Here is a 16,990-nt window from a genome sequence, read left to right as displayed (position 1 = left end):
TGGAGGCGCCTCATTCATCGATATCTGCACCTACGACGCGACGGGAAATGGCTTGCCTGCGAAGGTTAGTTGGGTTGAGCAAGCGTACGTCTATCTCTCCAACATCTACAGGCTGAGCAGTGTGGCCGGTGCAGCGTCGTCAACCAAGCACGCGACGCTGTGGTCTGGACTCGGAGAATGCCGCATCAGCGGCTGAACTACCAACGTCCAGTAGTGATCCCCTTCTTCTAAAGGCTAATTAAGCTCATGAACACGACCCGGTGGACACTATTGGCATTTGGATTGCTAGCTGTAGCCACCACTCAGGCAGCCGGGTCCAAGGCAGACCTTGTATCAAAGGTCTTCCATGACGGTGCGTACCTACCTCGTGTGTATGACGAGTTCGACATCTTGCATCGCTATGGCGAAGGCGAAAAAAGCATTGACGACGCGGGGCTGATCCGTCGTAGATACTGGGACCGATCCACCCAATTGGAGGTGGTGATCACATCTGATCCTGACATCGCACCTAAGTTCCGTACTATCGACGAGATCCGTGTTTCGTCGGTCGCCATTGGGCAACATTCGCTTAAGGAGACCGAGAGCCTGAAGGGTCTGGAGCTCAAAGGGGTAGCAATCGGAGATCCAGAATCCAAGGGCAGGGCGGCCGCAGGGAGCTACGGCCAGACCCACAGCTCGCAAGCGAAACTTGGCCAACTACAGATCGAGCGCGTCTGTGGCTACTCGGATAACGGATCAAGCATATGCTTCTATTCGCGAGAAAAGCGGATTGTCGCGATGGCCGTCGGTTTTGGGCCATGAAGTCCTCAGTCGCTCTATCGTTGCGCTTGATCGTAGTCGTCTCCTGCACGGCATCCTCCGCAACATAGCTGCACGCTTTACGGTTGACTTATCAGATTCACCCGCAAAGGGGGGCACATGTTCGTCCAAAAGCTGCTGATCGCGGCAATGCTCGCCGGTGCAACCGCAGGCTGCCAGAGCACTGCCGCAAAGTCCGTCGGCGATGCAGGTCAAACGCTGGTGGAGGTCAAGGAAGTGATGGAGATCTTTTCCGGCGGCCATGGCTTGGGCTACGTCACATTGGATGACGGCAAGTGCTATGACCTGGCACTTCCGGCCAGCGTACTGAAGAACAGCCGGCGCTGGGACACGAAACGGGTGGTGATCATCGGCTCACTTCAATTCCGGCCCCGAATCGACGAAATGATGTGGTTCGACATCAAGGATCGAAAGATCGAAGGGTTTGGCTGCTCGGAACAGGTGATCTACGTGGAATCCATCAAGAAGCTCTAGCGTACTCCGCAGAAAGCTCATGTGGTCAAATGTAAAATGGGTTCCCTCCGTTCTCAGGAGGTCATGAGCTCAAGTCTTCAACTCATGGTCGCGAGCCTATGAGCGGTGCAGCGGAAATCGGAGCCGTTAGAGAGTGCATGCGTCAGTCCCCGTCGATTCGGGGGAGGGGAGCCCCCATGCGGAACCGTCTTCATCAAGATGAGTTCACGCCAATCCCACAAGGACGCCGAACCAACGATTACGGTTCGTTATCAGGGGTAGGGCGTTAAACCGTTCCTGGCCGCGCACATGCTCATCCAAGCGCTACCCGGCCCGAGGTGGGCCGGATCTTCGATCCGGCGCTCTTCGCGTGCCCTGCAACCGAGGAGCCTGGTTCGCTGCAGCATACGAAAGCCAAGGTGCAACGTCAGGGCGTTTCGGTCTTCACTGGCGTCGCGGGCCGAACCGTGCGCTCAATCTCATACGACTTTCTGCAGGCCTCACCAGCGTCAGGCGCACTCCCGGCGCTGGCACATGCCTGGGACAGATCCTGCCAGGTTTCGGCAGAATCGGGGAACAGCACTGTGTTGAGCGTTGAGATCCGGATGGCCGGGACAATGCCCATATTCTCGCGAACGCTCTCCGCAGTCCGCTTGACCGTACGCAGGAGCGCATCGCCCTCAAGACTGCTGTGCGTGCGCACGTCCTCGGCCCAATCAGCCGCCCGCGGGAAAGGTTGCAGTGTTGCGCGTGCGATCAGACCCTCGGAAAGCGTTGCGGTCGGGAACCTGCGCGGCGCAACTGTCGCCATGGCGCTGTCCACCAAGACGCGTGACCATACGTTACGAACGCTGCCGTTGGTGAGGTAAGCAAAAATCCATGTGTCGGTGCCGGGCACGCCCCGGAACAGGATCCGCAGGCGCACGTGAGCACCGCCATCATGTCCGACGACGCGGTATCCATCAATGTCGCCCGATTCCCATCCGCCGGAGAACCAGCCGGGCGTCCCATCCGGATGCGGGGCCGGTTGCCACATCCGGTCCAGTGTGCGCCTCTGGACCAGCTCCCCGGACACCATGGCTTGTGCGAAGCGATGCAGGTCGTCCAGCGTTAGATGCAGGCCCGCATGGCCGTATGCGTAGTCCGGCCATACCACGTCTTGTTCGCGCTCAATATGCCCATCATGCCCGATGTAGCTGGTGACGACGTTACGCGCTCCCTTGTTTGGCCTGCCCAGGAAGCTGTCACGCATGCCAAGGCGTGTGAAGACGCGTTGTTCCGCGATGCGCGCGTAGGGCATCTTGTAGTGCACCGACAGCAGTGCGGCCAGCACCACGTAGTTGGTCTGCGTGTAGGCCGTGCGCGTGCCGGCAGGAAACTGCAACGGGACATCTGCAAGTGAAGCGAACAGCTTGTCCGCATCGGCTGGGAACCCTCCGGGCGGCAGAACGACTCGGCCTTCCTCGGTCGTGAAGTATTCGGGCACGCCAGAGGTATGATCGAGGAACTGCTCGACGGTGATGTTGCGCCAAGCCGGCGGAAGCGACGGGATGTAGCGGCTCGCCGGTAAAAGCACATCGACCTTGCGCTGTTCAACCAACTGCATGGTCAACGCGCTCACCAGCAGTTTGCTGAGCGAGTAGACCGGAAATACATGCTTCCCGGATACCGCAGCTCCAGAGGCGAGATCTGCAATGCCATCAACGCCGCAGTATACGACCTGTCCATCGTGCGACACGATAAGCGCTTGGCCGACGATTCCGTAGCGGTCTCTGTTCTGCTCCAGAAGCAGGTCAAGTGGCGACATCTTCGCATCCTCCGCCGCTACTGTGAGAGAAAAAAGACAAACGGTAAAGGCAACGATGCAGCGCGTGATGTAGATCACATTCCTTTCCCTTGTGCGACGACGACCTTGTCTTTGCCCGGCATCATCCAGAGTGCTCGCCGATAAAGACCACATGGTACGAGGCACTGCGGCTGAGGTCACGTGCATCTGCACCATCCTGCGTGCGTGACGAAGATTGCCACACGCACCATCGTCGTGGTTCTATACCCCAACGCATTCATGGAGGAAGCGATGTCATCGGATCACACAGGGCGCGTCGTTCCAGTGAGAGCCTACGACGGTGCAGTTGACGACCTGCAAGCCGGCTTTCCGGGGCCGCGACAGCCGATCGACGTAGACCATCCCGCACGCGCATTCATCCACTCTGCGGAGCGGTTCAGCCCGGCACTGGATGCATTCAACGGTGCGTGCCTCGTCATTGCCGAATTCGAGCCGGCAGGATTTTCTGCTGAACACGTTGGAAATAGCGATTGGCCAGCATGCATCCGTGCCAGCGTTCCTCATCGCCAGTGCGAGTTCTTCGCGGGGCGGTGGGCGGCGTGCCGGGCGATGGCGTCGATGGGTGTTCACACCGCGGGTATGCTTGCCATTGGGCAACACCGGCAGCCCCTGTGGCCTGAATCAATCAGGGGAAGCATCACGCACGCATCCCATCATGTAGCAGCGATTGCGGGTCACGCCGGCGGAGTCGCCGGCGTCGGCATCGATCTCGAAAGTATCGTCGACCCCCATACCGCCGATGATCTGGCGACACAGGCGGTGGATGCCGATGAGATCAGCATGCTGCGACGCAGCGATCTTCCCTGGCTGACGGCGATTACCCTCGCGTTCTCCATCAAAGAGAGTTTCTTCAAGGCGGCTTACGCATCCGTCGGTGATTATTTTGGCTTCGACAGCGTACGGATCGTGGCGGTGAATGCCGCGTCCGCGCGCGTCACGCTCAGGATCGAATCGACGTTGGCGCCCTCGCTTTGCAGCGGTCGCGAACTCTCCGCGCAGTTCGCATTCATCGAACCGTCGTTGCTGTTGACGGCCATCGCTATTCAGGAACATGTGAAGATCAGTGCGAATTGAGTGCGCTTGCGTTCGTCATTACGGTGTGCTTTATTCGACGCCCAACGCTACACCTCTATGTGGCTCATCGCGTCACGATGCATCGCCGCCAGATCGCGCGGCGCATTCTTATACTTTTACCGTACGGCAGTCTCATTGGACCAGCGGCGCTGATGGACTAGCGCCTTCTTGCTAAGCAGGGAGCTATCAGTGCAGATGTGGTATCCGTTGTCATCCGCGCAGTCCGGAATTTATCTTCACCAGTGCAGGGAAGAGGGGAATCCGCTTTACAACGTCGGTGGTTACATCCGGCTCGATCACCCTGAAGTAGAGCGCCTTCGCCGCGCACATGCCAGGCTGATGCGCAGTCATGAAGCGTTCCGGATCAGGGTCCGGGTTGCCGACGCGACGGGAGGAGCGCTGCAGTCACTGATCGATCCTGATGCGGTCGATAGTGAGCTGGTTTACGTCGATCTTTCCGCAGACGCTGACCCCGTGTCCGCGGCCCAGCAATGGGTGCATGCCCTTTTTACCGCGACCATTCCCATCGAGGATGCCCAGCTTCATCGCGCGGCGCTGCTCAAGCTGTCTGATCGTCTTTACTGGTATGTCGGCATGGCCCACCACCTTGCCGTGGACGGCATGGGCTTCGTGAACTGGGCGCATACGCTTGCGCGCTACTACGACGAAGACGCCATGTGGGATGGTGCCTGCGCGATTGAGCCACGCATCGCCGATATCGCGGCGCGCGACGCCAACTACGCGGGCAGTGCGCAGTGCGCGCGTGACGACGCTTACTGGTCGGGCCAGGCAATGCGCTTCTGTGATTCAGTGTTCGCCAACGATATGCGTGCCGTTGGCGATGCAGGCGGCAGCGTTCGGGTACAGATGTCGCTGACGCCTGGGATGTACGCCAATCTCGACGCATTGGCGGATCGGTGGGACAGTGATGTTCACGCCGTACTGCTTGCGCTGGTGTGTGCATGCTTCACCCAGTGCTACAGCGTCGAACGGCTTGTCGTCGGCATTCCGCAGCACGGACGACAGGGCGCAAGCGAGCGCGCCAAGATCGGGCTGTTCACGCAGATGCTGCCGCTGGTTGTCGAGGCAGACGTGCAGGCCGGCATCGCCCCATTGCTGGCCGACATTGCGCGCGGGCAGCGCGAGCTGCTCAGGCATCGCCGCTATCCGCTGGCCAGCATTCTGCAGAAGCCGGCGTATCGACGGGACGCCGCACAACCATTCGATTTTGCGTACAGCTACGTTCCAGCCGGCGATGACCTTGCCTTCGGCGGGGTACCTGCACAGCTTGTCTACTGCTCCCATGACCACGAGCCCCACCCATTGCTCGTGACGTTCTGGGACGCTGGGGCGGCGGGAGACAGCGTCGTTCTGCTCGACTTCAACCTTGGATGTTTTTCTCCCGGACAGGCCGGGATGTTTCCGGAACGTCTGGCGCATATGCTTGAGCAACTGCATGGCGCACCGGATCGGCGCATGCTCGACCTGGAATGCGTCACACCTCTGGAGCGCACGACGCTTCTGGCGCAGGCGCAGGCGTGTACGCAATCATCTTTTCATCCATTCAGCCTGATCGACGACGTTGGCCGCGCCGTGGCCGGACATCCTGCGCGCATCGCACTTGAGTCCGGACAGTCACGCATCGCTTACGCTGACCTCGATAAGCGAGCCAACGCTATGGCGGCAGCGCTGTGGCACGACCACGAGGTTCGCGATGGTGATCGTGTGGCCGTGTTGCTGCAGCATTCCCCACAGTTGGTGATCGTGCTCATGGCGCTGGTGCGGTTGCGTGCGGTCTATGTGCCGATCGACGCACAGAGTCCTCCTGCACGGACGCGCCACATTCTCGATGACTGCGGGGCGACGCTGCTGATCAAAGAAGGCACGGTCGCCGCACCAGGGGCGCATCTCCGATGCGTCACGCTGCAGGCGCTGGAGGCTGGCAGTGCGCGTGGCTTGCCGCCCATTGACAGCCCGGTCGATGCGGATGATGCCCTGTATGTGCTGTACACGTCCGGCTCCACGGGTCGGCCGAAAGGCGTCCTGGTGCATGCGCGGGCTGCATGCAATCTACTGGGCGGCCTGCTCTCCCGGCTGGGTGCAGGGGGAGGGGGGCGTTGGCTGTTCATGTCCAGCGTGGGATTCGACATATCAATCGTCGAGTGGCTCGGCTGCCTGGGATCGGCGAACACGTGCGTGATTCCGTCGGCGGAGCAGATGGCCGATCCCTTTGCGCTTGCCGATCTGGCCAACTCGGCCGATCTTTCACTGCTGCAGAGTACGCCGTCGCGCCTGAAGCAGCTGCGCAGCGCGGGATGGTCTCCGCACCCTGCACAGATCGTCATCAGCGCCGGCGAACCACTGTCCCATGACCTCGCGCAGGATCTGCTCTCCTGCGGTGTTGTGTTGTGGAATGGCTACGGCCCTACCGAGGCGACGGTGTACTCCCTGGTCAGGAGGGTCGAGCACGCTGACTCCGATGTCATGCGGGTGGCGATCGGCGACCAGTTGCCCGGATATCGACACTACGTTTTGAACCGCTGGCAACGCCTCGTCCCCGAGGGCGTGGCCGGTGAGCTGGTCATCGCCGGGGCAGGCCTGGCAGCAGGGTATGTCGATCGCGAGGAGCTGACAGCACGGCAGTTCATTGCTCCGCAGGGGCTGCCGGAGGAGCGCGTGTACCGCACCGGCGATCTGGTCAGGCAGATGGGGGGAGGAAGCTTTCGCTACCAGGGGCGCAACGACGATCAGATCAAGCTGCGCGGATACCGCATCGAGCTGGGGGAGATTCGCTCCGTGCTCCTCGCCGTTCACGGGGTAAGCGATGCGGCCGTAATCTGCCGGCCCGCGCTGGCGGATCGTCCGGCGTTCCTGCTGGCGTACATCTGCGTGCACGCTGCACATGATGCAACATCGGTGCTCGGTGCCGCACGTGCGCATGCGATGCAGGAGTTGCCTGCCTACATGGTGCCGTCCGCGCTCACTGTGCTGCCGGCGTTGCCCGTCAACACCAACGGCAAGCTCGATGTGGCGCGGCTACCGTCGGTGGACCTGGATGGCGAGGAACAGCCGGTCGAACTGCGTGACGAAAACGAGCGCGTGATCGCTGCGCACTGGGCGGAGCTCCTTGGCCTGCAGTCCGACAGTCTCGGTGGACACAGTGACTTCTTCACGCTTGGCGGTGATTCGGTACTGGCCGTGCGGATGGTTGCGCGCCTGCGCACGGCCACTGGCCGTCGCGTGGAGACGGCAGACCTGTTCAACTACCCTCGGCTCTCTGCGCTCGCGTCGCGGGTGGATGGCCTGCCTGCATGGCAACCCGTCGAGCTGCGCCTACGCTCAACGACCCGTGCGCCGGCTCACGCGGGCCCGGTGCAGCGCCAGTTGTGGTTGCTCAGCCAACAGGAGCCTGACAACGCGGCCTATAACATGACAGTTGCCTACGCGCTGCACGGCGACGTGCGCAGCGACGTACTCCGTTCAGCGCTTTCGCGCCTGCTGGAGAGGCATCATGCACTGCGGACCGTTTTTCATGACGGTCCACATGGCCTGATGCAGGAGGTACGTCCTGCAGCGGAGTGGTCGCTTGAAGAGGTAGACGGGCGCCACTGGGCACCCGAGGCATGCTCGGAGGCCGTGAGGGCGGAACACGAAGCGTTGGCAGGCAGCACCTTCGATCTTGGCCGGGACATTCCATTCCGCGCACGGTTGATCACCTTGGGTGACGAGCACGCCACCCTGCTCATTACCGTTCACCATATCGCTGCCGATGGTGCATCTGTGGGCATCGCATTGCAGGAATTCCTGACCGACCATGCCGCGCTCGCCGCGGGCCACGTCGCCGTGATCGATGCGCCGTCCTGCCAGTTTGCCGACTTCACGGCATGGCAGCGCGACATGTCCGCCAGCGGTGCATGGTCGGGGCAACTGGAATATTGGAAGGAACGGCTGTACGGAATGCCACCGACCCACGCGCTGGCATCACCGCACGTCAACGATGCGGGCCGCGCATCGGCCCTCGTCACCACCACGCTGTCCCGACTGTTGGTGGATCGTCTGCACGCATGCGCGCGGGCTGCTTCGGCAACCGGGTTCAGCCTTGTCCAGAGCGCACTTGCGCTGACGCTCTGCAAGTGGACCTACAGCGACGCGATCGTGATCGGCAGTCCGGCGCGCGGCCGCACCAGCACCGAATTCGAAGGCAGCGTAGGCATGTTCGTCAACATGCTGGCGTACCCGCACCGATTCGCGCAAGGCGAGAGCTTCAGTGCCTATCTCGCGCGATTCCAGCGCGAAGCCGCTCGCGCACTTGACCACCAGGACGTTCCATTCGACGCCGTGGTGGAGGCGGTACAGGTCTCCCGGGAGCCGGGCCGCCACCCCGTGTTTCAGGTGCTGTTCGCCTTCCAGGATGACGTACCTGACACGGTCGACTCCGGCGCCTTGCGACTGCAGCGTCTGGCGGACGCGACACCCCTTGCAAAGTACGAATTGGAGTGTCTGGTGTCGCCCGGCGTGGATGGCTGGTCGTTCCGTTGGCTCGCCGCGCCGGGAGTGCTCGACGCGGATGGACTGCATGCGTTCGCCGGTGCTTTCGCGACGGTGCTGGAGCAATTGGTGGATATGCCTGATCGCGACCTTTCACTGGCCTGCCTTTTTTCAGGCGAGGACGTCCCACACGCCAGGGGCGTGCAGTTGCCTGAGGTGGACGGCGTGCATTCGCTGATCTCGGCACAGGCACGCCATCGTCCCGACAGCATCGCACTGCGCTGGGGCGAGCAGGCATTGTCCTATCGTGTGCTTGACCAAGACAGCAACCGCCTGGCCCGCTTGCTGGTCCAACATGGCGTGCGCCCGGGCGGACGTGTCGCACTGTGCCTGCCGCGTGGTCCGATGCAGATCATCGCGACCCTGGCGGTGCTGAAGGCCGGTGCCGCGTATGTGTCGATCAATCCCGCGTATCCTCCTGCACGGATCGCGTACCTGCTGGAGGATGCGGCACCCTTCTGCATGCTCTCCACAGCGGCCCAGTCCTTCGGCCCTGGTACGCTGCCAGAGGCATGCCAGGTCATCGACCTCGACGCCGAGCACGTCGAGGCGACGCTGCTGCAACTGGCGTCCGACGTGCTGACGCTGGAAGAGGTCGTGGTCTCCGCCGACAACGATGCGTATGTCATCCATACCTCTGGCTCCACGGGACAGCCCAAAGGCGTGCTCGTCGGTCATCGCGGCCTCGTCAACCTGGCGCTATCGCAGGCGGAGGCGTTCGGCATCGACGCCGACGCCCGCGTGCTGCAGTTCGCGTCACCCAGCTTCGATGCCGCCGTGTCCGAGTGGAGCACCACACTGGCTGCCGGCGCGGAGCTGGTGCTCGTTCCGGACGATGTTGTCGCCGATGCACAGGCGCTCACTGCGTGGGCGCTCCACCATCGGGTCACCCATGCGACGCTGCCGCCGACGGTCCTGCGTCGCCTGTCTCCAGGACATTGGCCGACGCTGACCCACGTGATCTCCGCAGGGGAGCCCATCGCTCTGGACGAAGCCCAACGTTGGGCGGGGCACTGCCGATTCATCAATGCCTACGGCCCCAGTGAGGCCACGGTCTGCGCCTCCATCGGTGGCATCAGTCCACTCTCGGGCCAGGTCACCATCGGCCGTGCCATGTCCGGGCTGGCGCTGTACGTCGTCGACCGGGATCTTCAACTGCTTCCAGAAGGGGCCGTTGGCGAACTGTGTATTGCGGGCGTTGCGCTTGCAAAGGGCTATCTCAACAAACCGGAGCAGACCCGCGCTGCGTTCGTGGATCTGCAACTGGCAGACGGGCGCCGCGTTGCGGTCTACCGCACGGGTGATCGTGTCCGTCGATTGCATGGGGGAGAGCTGGCCTTCGAGGGCCGGCTGGACGATCAGGTGAAGATCCGCGGCCATCGGATCGAATGCGGTGAGGTCGAGGTGCGGCTGGCGGTGTGCCCGGGGGTGCGCGAGGTCGCCGTGGGTACGCGCGAGGCCGCGGGCGGTGATCGCGTGCTGGTGTCGTATCTTGCGTTGGAAACCGGCGAGGACGGAACCGCCGTGGTGGATGCGGCGCGGCGGCACCTGTCGGCGACCCTGCCAGGTTTCATGGTGCCCACGCAGTTCATCATTGTGGAAGCACTGCCGCTCAACCAGAGCGGAAAAGTCGACCACAAGGCGCTGCAGCGTATCGGTGACGGGACGTCCACCATGGTCCCGCGCCGTGCGCTGACCGCGACAGAGACGATCATCGGCGACCTCTGGGTGGAACTGCTTGGTCCGCAGGCCGACGACCCGGATCGCGGCTTCTTCGAGCTGGGCGGCCACTCGCTGCTGATCTCCGACGTGATTTCAGCGCTGCGCGCACGCTTTGGGATCGTGGTGGGCTATCGACAGTTCTTCGATCATCCGACCATTGCCACACTGGCAGCGTTCGTAGACCAGCAACCGCGCGTACCGCAACAGGAGATGCCATACAGGCAACCAGTCGCACTTATGGACGGGCAGGGCGAGCTTCAGCCGCTGTCATTCGAACAGCAGCGCCTCTGGTTCATCGATCGACTGGAACAGGGCAGCGCGCACTACAACATGCCGGTGGTGCTTGAGCTGAAGGGACGCATCGATCCTGCGCTGATCGAAGCCGCCCTGCAGCGGATCGTGGCGCGCCATGAAAGCCTGCGCACCACGTTCCACGGAGGCAATGATGGAAGGCCCGTGCAGTCCGTGCGCCACGACCTTCCGTTCCGCCTGGAGCAGGATCGCGTTCCCGGCGATGCCGCCGGTGGCTGGCTGCAGACACTGCGCCAGCAGGAGCAGGACACGCCATTCGATCTGTCCGATGCACTGATGATCAGAGGGCGATTGCTCACCCTTGCCGACGATCAAAGCATCCTGTTGCTGACACTGCACCATATCGCAGCCGACGGGTGGTCAATCGACTGCCTCATCGCCGAGTTCGGCGCGCTCTATGCCGCGATGCTCGTGGGCGCCCCGGATCCACTGCCGGAGTTGCCCCTGCAGTATGGCCAGCACGCCGTGAGGCAGCGGGCTCAGGCAGCGGCCGGCGCGCTCGAGGCGGGGCTTCAGTTCTGGCGCACGCAACTGCAGGGCGCACCTGCCTGCCACAGTCTTCCGCTGGATTCGGCACGCGGCGCTGCCGCATCGGTGCAGGGGCGCTCATGGTCCAGCCGGATCCCCGGGCGGCTCGCTGCGGGCCTCGCCGATCTGGCTGCGGCACACGACACCACGCTGTTCGTCGTGTTGCAGGCTGCCTACGCAGTGCTGGTATCACGCTGGAGCGAGCACCGCGACGTAATGATTGGTACGCCTGTGGCCAACCGTCACCACGCGGATCTCGCGGGACTCATCGGATTCTTTACCAATACGGTGGTGCTCCGCACCAACTGCGAGCGCAACGTTCCATTCGCCACGGTCCTGCAGGAGAGCCGGGCAGCATTCCTCGACTGCTTCGAGCACCAGCACGTCCCGTTCGACATGCTGGTGGAGGCGACGGAGGCGGCCAGGAATGCAGCAAACTCCCCATTGGTGCAGTTGCTGTTCTCCTATGGACAGAGTCCCGAGGCAAAGCTGGAGGCGTTGTGCATACCCGATCTTGCCGTGCGGGTACTGGATGAGGATGGGCCGCGTCCCGTCAAGTTTGATCTCGAGCTGGCCATCACGGGTGACCGCAACGGGCTGGTGTGCCAATGGCTGTTCGATTCCACGCTGTTTCGACAGGGGACCATTGAACGGATCGCGGAGTCGTTCTGCTGCCTGATCGAGTCCGTGCTCTCGCGTCCGCTGCTCGGTATCCACGCGCATCCAATCGTGCGGGACGAAGAACGGCAACAGCTGCTTTCCCCGCCGCGGACATTGCCGGCGGCCGTCGGACAGGGCGGCCTGATCTGCGAGCGGTTCGAGCAGATGGCACAGCAGCAGCCCGAAGCCGTGGCCGTCATCCATGGCAGCAGGCGGACCACGTATGCCGAGCTCGATGCGCTGGCTTCCAGCCTGGCATCCTGGCTGATCCGCAATGGGTACGTGAACGGGGGGCCGGTCGCTGTCTACATGGGACGTGGCATCGAGCTTGTCGTTGCCTTGCTGGCCGTCATGAAGTCCGGTGCTACGTATCTGCCGATTGATCCAGGGTACCCGTCCCAGCGGGTGGCCTTCATCCTCAGCGACGCGGCGGCCGCGATCGTGTTGTGCGATGACACCACCGCGCAGCAGATCGGCACTGCCCCGGCGTCGCTTCCCGTGCGCAGGATCGACCACGTTCTGGGGGAGGCGTGTGCCCACCAGCAGGCGGACGAGTGTACGCTCCGGTCGATACGACAGTTGGATGGACGGCGACACGCCTACATTGTCTATACCTCCGGCTCCACTGGCCAGCCCAAGGGCGTGAAGGTCCGCCAGGAGAGCTTCCTCAACCTCACGCTCTGGTACCTCACCGACTACGCATTCACGCCGAACGACCGCTGCCTGCTGATCGGGTCCATCGGCTTCGACATGACGCAGAAGAACGTGTTCACTCCGTTGCTGGCAGGTGCGGCCGTGGTGGTACCGGACGACGTGTTCGACCCTGCGGCGATCTGCGCGTTGGTCGAAGCAGCCCGGGTCAGCATCATCAACTGCGCACCAAGCGCTGCGGCGCAGTTGGTGGAACAGACGGAATACTGGCCGCGTCTCGTGTCATTGCGCCTGCTGGCGCTGGGAGGCGAGGCCATCAGGATGAACGATCTGCGTCCTTGGCTGCGCAGTCCCCAGTGTCACGCGCAACTACTCAACATGTATGGCCCCAGCGAGTGCACGGATATCGCGGTTGCTGGCCTGTACGAGCGTGACGTCGCAGCGGCCCATGCAGTCACGGTGCCGATCGGCCGCCCGATCCCGAACTGCATGGGCTTTGTGCTCAATGACCAGCGACAGCTGCAGCCACGTGGCGTCGTCGGTGAACTGTACATCGGCGGCATCGGTGTCAGTGATGGCTACATCAACAGGGACGATCTCAACAGGCAGTCCTTCATCGACGACGTGCTGGCAGGGGCTGGCAGGACCTATCGCACCGGTGATCTCGTGCGCATGGATGGACAAGGCACCTTCCACTACATCGGCCGGGCGGATCACCAGGTCAAGATCCGTGGGTATCGGGTCGAGACGGCCGAGATCGATGCGCTCGTGTCCAGCCATTCCCAGGTCAAGCATGCACTGACTCTCGTCCACGAGGATGCGGCAGGCACGACGTCGTTGGCGACCTGCATCGCCTTCGCCGCACCGGTGCCGGATGCACAGGCTGCCGACACGCTGTTCCATGAGATCCGCAGCATGCTGGTGGAGCGGCTGCCGTCCTTCATTGTTCCCGGCAGGTTGATCCACGTCGAGGCGATGCCGCTGACGCCGAATGGGAAGATCGACCGGGCGGCCCTCCAGGCACGCACGTCAACCGAGCCTGGGTGGCGGTTCACCCGCCAGGCACGGGCGCCCGAGACGGAAACCGAGGCTGTGCTGCTGGAGATCTGGAGGGATCTGCTGGCCACCAGCGAGATCGGGGTCGACGACGACTTCTTCGAGCTCGGTGGCCACTCATTGCTGGTTACGCGCCTCGCTAGTCGCGTTACCCGTGCATTTGATATCGAGGATGCTTCGATGAGTGTCAAGGAGTTCTTCGAGAACCCGACCATCGCGGCAGCCGCACGCGTCATCGATGCAAGGCGCAGTTACGGCCGACTGCTCACCAAGGCACGATCACTGCTCGCTACGAGCGCCGACCTGGAAGAAGGAACTTTCTGATGTCCCCCCACGCAATCATCGAGAAGGCCTTGGAGCAGGATGTCGTGCTGTTCCTGAAGAATGGAGGGCTCTCATACAGGACGCCCGCTGGACGTGGTGTTCCCGCTCTACTGCGCGACGAGATCGTTGCGAACAAGGACGCGATCATCGCCTGCCTGGCCACGCTGGAGCCGACCGGCGCGGCACTGCCACCCGTGACGCAGCGTGCGTCGGAGGATGACGCACCGCTGTCCCATGCCCAGCAGCAGCTGCTGCTGATCGACCGCCTGGGCGAGGGCAGCGAGCAGTACAACATCCAGGGGGTATTCCGTGCCGACGGAGATCTCGATGAACCTGCGCTGCGGCGGGCGGTAAACCAGATCATCGATCACCACCAGGTCCTGAGAACCAACATCGTGGAGCTTGATGGCAGCTTCTTCCAGTTCGTCCACGGTACATTCGATGTTCCATGCCGCAACATCGATCTTTCGATGCTCGGGCAGCAGGAGCGCGAGGAAGCACTCGCGGCACTGGTGCGCGAGGACGCACACGCGCCGTTCGAACTTGAGCGCGACCTCATGGTACGCATGCTTGTCGTCCGGCTTGGGCCGCAGTCGCATGCACTGGTCTTCAGCTTCCACCATATTGCCTGCGATGGCTGGTCGTTGGCGGTGTTCATCGACGAGCTCAAGCGTTTCCTTGCGCAGGAGGCGACGTGCGCTCAGGAGCCTGCGCAGCGCCAGTCCCTGCAGTACATGGACTACGCCTCCTGGCAGCGCAGGCTTCTGCAGGGCCCGGCGCATGCGCGCGCAATGGAACACTGGACGACGACGCTTTCGGGAATTCCGGATGTGCATTCGCTGCCGATGGACCGGCCGCGCCCGCCTGTCCAGGACGTGGACGCGCTGCGGCGTGTACAGCGTGTCGACGCGCACACCCTGGCCAGGCTGCAGGACTTCTGCATAGAACGTGGCGTCACGCTCTTCATGCTGCTGCAGAGCGCGTTTGCCCTGTTGCTGCATCGTGCCAGTGGGGAGCGGGACATCGTCATGGGTACGCCGATGGCGGGCCGTACCGACACTGCCCTGGAGCCCCTCATCGGGCTGTTCATCAATACGGTGGTGCTGCGCAACCAGTTTGTGGATGGCGAGTCGTTCGATACCCACCTGCGCAGGTCGAGGGACGCCCTCCTTGCCGCACACGAATACCAGTATCTGCCATTCGAGCTTGTGGTGGACGCGCTCAATCCGCCGCGCAGCGCCGCGCATCATCCTGTCTTCCAGATCTGGTTCGTCCTTCAGAACACTGCCAAGGCCGTGGCGGAGCTGCCGGGCTGCACCATCCGCGCGGATGATGCTGCGCAGGTGGACTCGGCCAAGCATGAGCTGAACCTGTATGTGACAGAGGACGATGACGGCCTGTCAGTGTCCTGGGTGGCGCGGTCCGCTCTGTTTGATGCGTTGACGCTTTCAACGTTGGCGGATGGGTTCGCACGACTGCTTGACGTTGTGGTTACCCATCCGGAACGCGCGATTGACCTCCATGCGCCCTTCGGCGAGGCCGCCGCCGGGACGCTCGATCAACGCGCTGTGTCGGCCGACGCGACGCCGGTGCTGTCCAGACTCCTGCGGCAGGTTGCCGAACGTCCGGACGCTCCCGCGGTGGTGAGTGGCGATGCAGTGATGACGTATGCGCAGTTGGACTGTGCAAGCGACAAGGTGGCCAACAAGTTGGCGACGGCACCCGAGGGCCGCGTCGGCCTGTGTCTTGGACACGGCCATGACATGGTGGTCGCGATATGGGCCTGCATAAAGGCAGGGCGCACCTATGTGCCGTTGGATGCGAGCTATCCACCGCCACGCCTGTCCTACATTGCTGCCGATGCCGATCTCGGATGCGTGCTCCACAATGCCCGCACCGCAGACGTCGCGGGTGCCCTCGATCCTCCTTCCCTCATCGATGTCGGCTCCGCAGTGGATGTCGAAAGCGCGGGGGACTCGGGGCGTTGCGCGCATCGAGCCGCGCAGGACGAGGCGTATGTGTTGTATACGTCGGGGTCTACCGGAAGCCCAAAGGGAGTGGTGCAGTCCCACGTGCATCTGGCCCGTCATGTCGACTGCTATACCCGTTCTCTTCAGATGGACGCATCCGACAGCGTGCTGCAACTTGCCTCGTTCAGCCACGACGCTGCCGTCCTGGACATGTTCGCTGCGCTCACCACTGGTGCGCGACTGTTGCTTGTAGACCTGAAGTCGCATGGGCCGCAGGCGGTGACGGCTGCGCTCGAGCGGGGTGTGACGATTTACCATTCCACACCAAGTGTGTTCGGACTTCTGTTCGCGGCACGCGATGCCCGGCTGCCGGAAAGCCTGCGTGTGGTGGTGTTTGGTGGCGAGTCTCCCGACGACATGGTCCTGCAACTCGCCGGGCGCCTTGCGCCGTCGCATTGCACGGTGGCAAACCTGTATGGGAGCAGCGAAGCCACCGTGGTGTCCATTAATGTCGCAGCCGCGCAGGACGCCCTTGCTGAATGCAGGTATATCGGTGGCGTCATGCCGGGCATGCGTCTGCAGTTGGTGCGCGAGGATGGCAGGGCGGCTGCGGTGTTCGAAGCCGGTGAGCTGCTCGTGGAGAGTGATGCGCTGGCGCTCGGCTATCTTGGACGCGCGGAGCTCACCCAGCAGACTTTCATCGAGGCCGGCGATGGCCGCCGGGTATACCGCACCGGTGACATGGCTATGCTGCGTCCCGACGGTTCACTGCGCTACATCGGGCGACGCGACAATCAGTTCAAGCTGCATGGCCAGCGTATCGCTCCCGAGGAGATCGAGTCAGCCATCGGAAGCGTTGCAGGCGTGCGTGTTGCTGCGGCGGTTCTGGCCAAGGATGGGCAGGGCCAGGATCTGGTGGCGGCAGTTGTCGTGCTCGCGGAAGGTGCGCCGGAGTGGGAGGTAATCACGGGTCGGATCCATGCCCATGTATCGGCCATGCTGCCGTCGTACATGGTGCCGGCCCTCC

Annotated in this window: 6 protein-coding genes (1 of these 6 only partly in view); 5 read left to right on the top strand and 1 reads right to left on the bottom strand. The window is 62.8% G+C overall.

The features are described 5' to 3' along the window. Positions 1 to 246: 246 nt before the first annotated feature. Both AC3IPM_RS10085 and AC3IPM_RS10080 read left to right on the top strand, forming a co-directional pair. Positions 247 to 801: a hypothetical protein gene (locus AC3IPM_RS10085; RefSeq protein ID WP_489299714.1), complete on the top strand. Its 555-nt coding sequence runs from the start codon at positions 247 to 249 to the stop codon at positions 799 to 801. Positions 802 to 918: 117 nt separating this feature from the next. Continuing rightward, positions 919 to 1,293, top strand: coding sequence for a hypothetical protein (locus AC3IPM_RS10080; protein ID WP_489299713.1), 375 nt, complete (start codon positions 919 to 921; stop codon positions 1,291 to 1,293). Between the two features lie 406 nt (positions 1,294 to 1,699). Here AC3IPM_RS10080 and AC3IPM_RS10075 read toward each other — a convergent pair whose 3' ends face one another. Beyond that, positions 1,700 to 3,157 carry a serine hydrolase domain-containing protein gene (locus AC3IPM_RS10075; protein WP_489299712.1) on the bottom strand — a complete coding sequence of 486 codons (1,458 nt, stop codon included), beginning with the start codon at positions 3,155 to 3,157 and terminating at the stop codon, positions 1,700 to 1,702. Between the two features lie 126 nt (positions 3,158 to 3,283). Between AC3IPM_RS10075 and AC3IPM_RS10070 the strand changes: the two genes are divergently transcribed. The 3 genes from AC3IPM_RS10070 to AC3IPM_RS10060 form a co-directional block, all read left to right on the top strand. After that, the gene (locus tag AC3IPM_RS10070; RefSeq protein ID WP_289883766.1) at positions 3,284 to 4,192 is read left to right on the top strand and encodes a 4'-phosphopantetheinyl transferase family protein; all 909 of its coding nucleotides are present in this window, start codon (positions 3,284 to 3,286) and stop codon (positions 4,190 to 4,192) included. Positions 4,193 to 4,387: 195 nt separating this feature from the next. Continuing rightward, positions 4,388 to 13,993 carry a non-ribosomal peptide synthetase gene (locus AC3IPM_RS10065; RefSeq protein WP_489304089.1) on the top strand — a complete coding sequence of 3,202 codons (9,606 nt, stop codon included), beginning with the start codon at positions 4,388 to 4,390 and terminating at the stop codon, positions 13,991 to 13,993. Next, positions 13,993 to 16,990, top strand: partial view of an amino acid adenylation domain-containing protein gene (locus tag AC3IPM_RS10060; protein WP_489299711.1) — the 5' portion only. It continues 3,629 nt past the right edge of the window; 2,998 of the gene's 6,627 nt are visible here — the first part of the coding sequence; its start codon is at positions 13,993 to 13,995; the stop codon falls past the right edge of the window. Before AC3IPM_RS10065 ends, AC3IPM_RS10060 begins: the two co-directional genes overlap by 1 nt.

This window comes from Stenotrophomonas sp. GL_111, from assembly GCF_057835245.1.
This window is presented reverse-complemented; position numbering and strand designations above follow the sequence as displayed.

What these genes read in the sequence shown, in the direction of transcription:
- AC3IPM_RS10080 (WP_489299713.1), top strand. Translation starts at nt 919, where the DNA reads ATGTTCGTCCAAAAGCTGCTGATCGCGGCAATGCTCGCCGGTGCAACC.
- AC3IPM_RS10065 (WP_489304089.1), top strand. Translation starts at nt 4,388, where the DNA reads ATGTGGTATCCGTTGTCATCCGCGCAGTCCGGAATTTATCTTCACCAG.
- AC3IPM_RS10085 (WP_489299714.1), top strand. Translation starts at nt 247, where the DNA reads ATGAACACGACCCGGTGGACACTATTGGCATTTGGATTGCTAGCTGTA.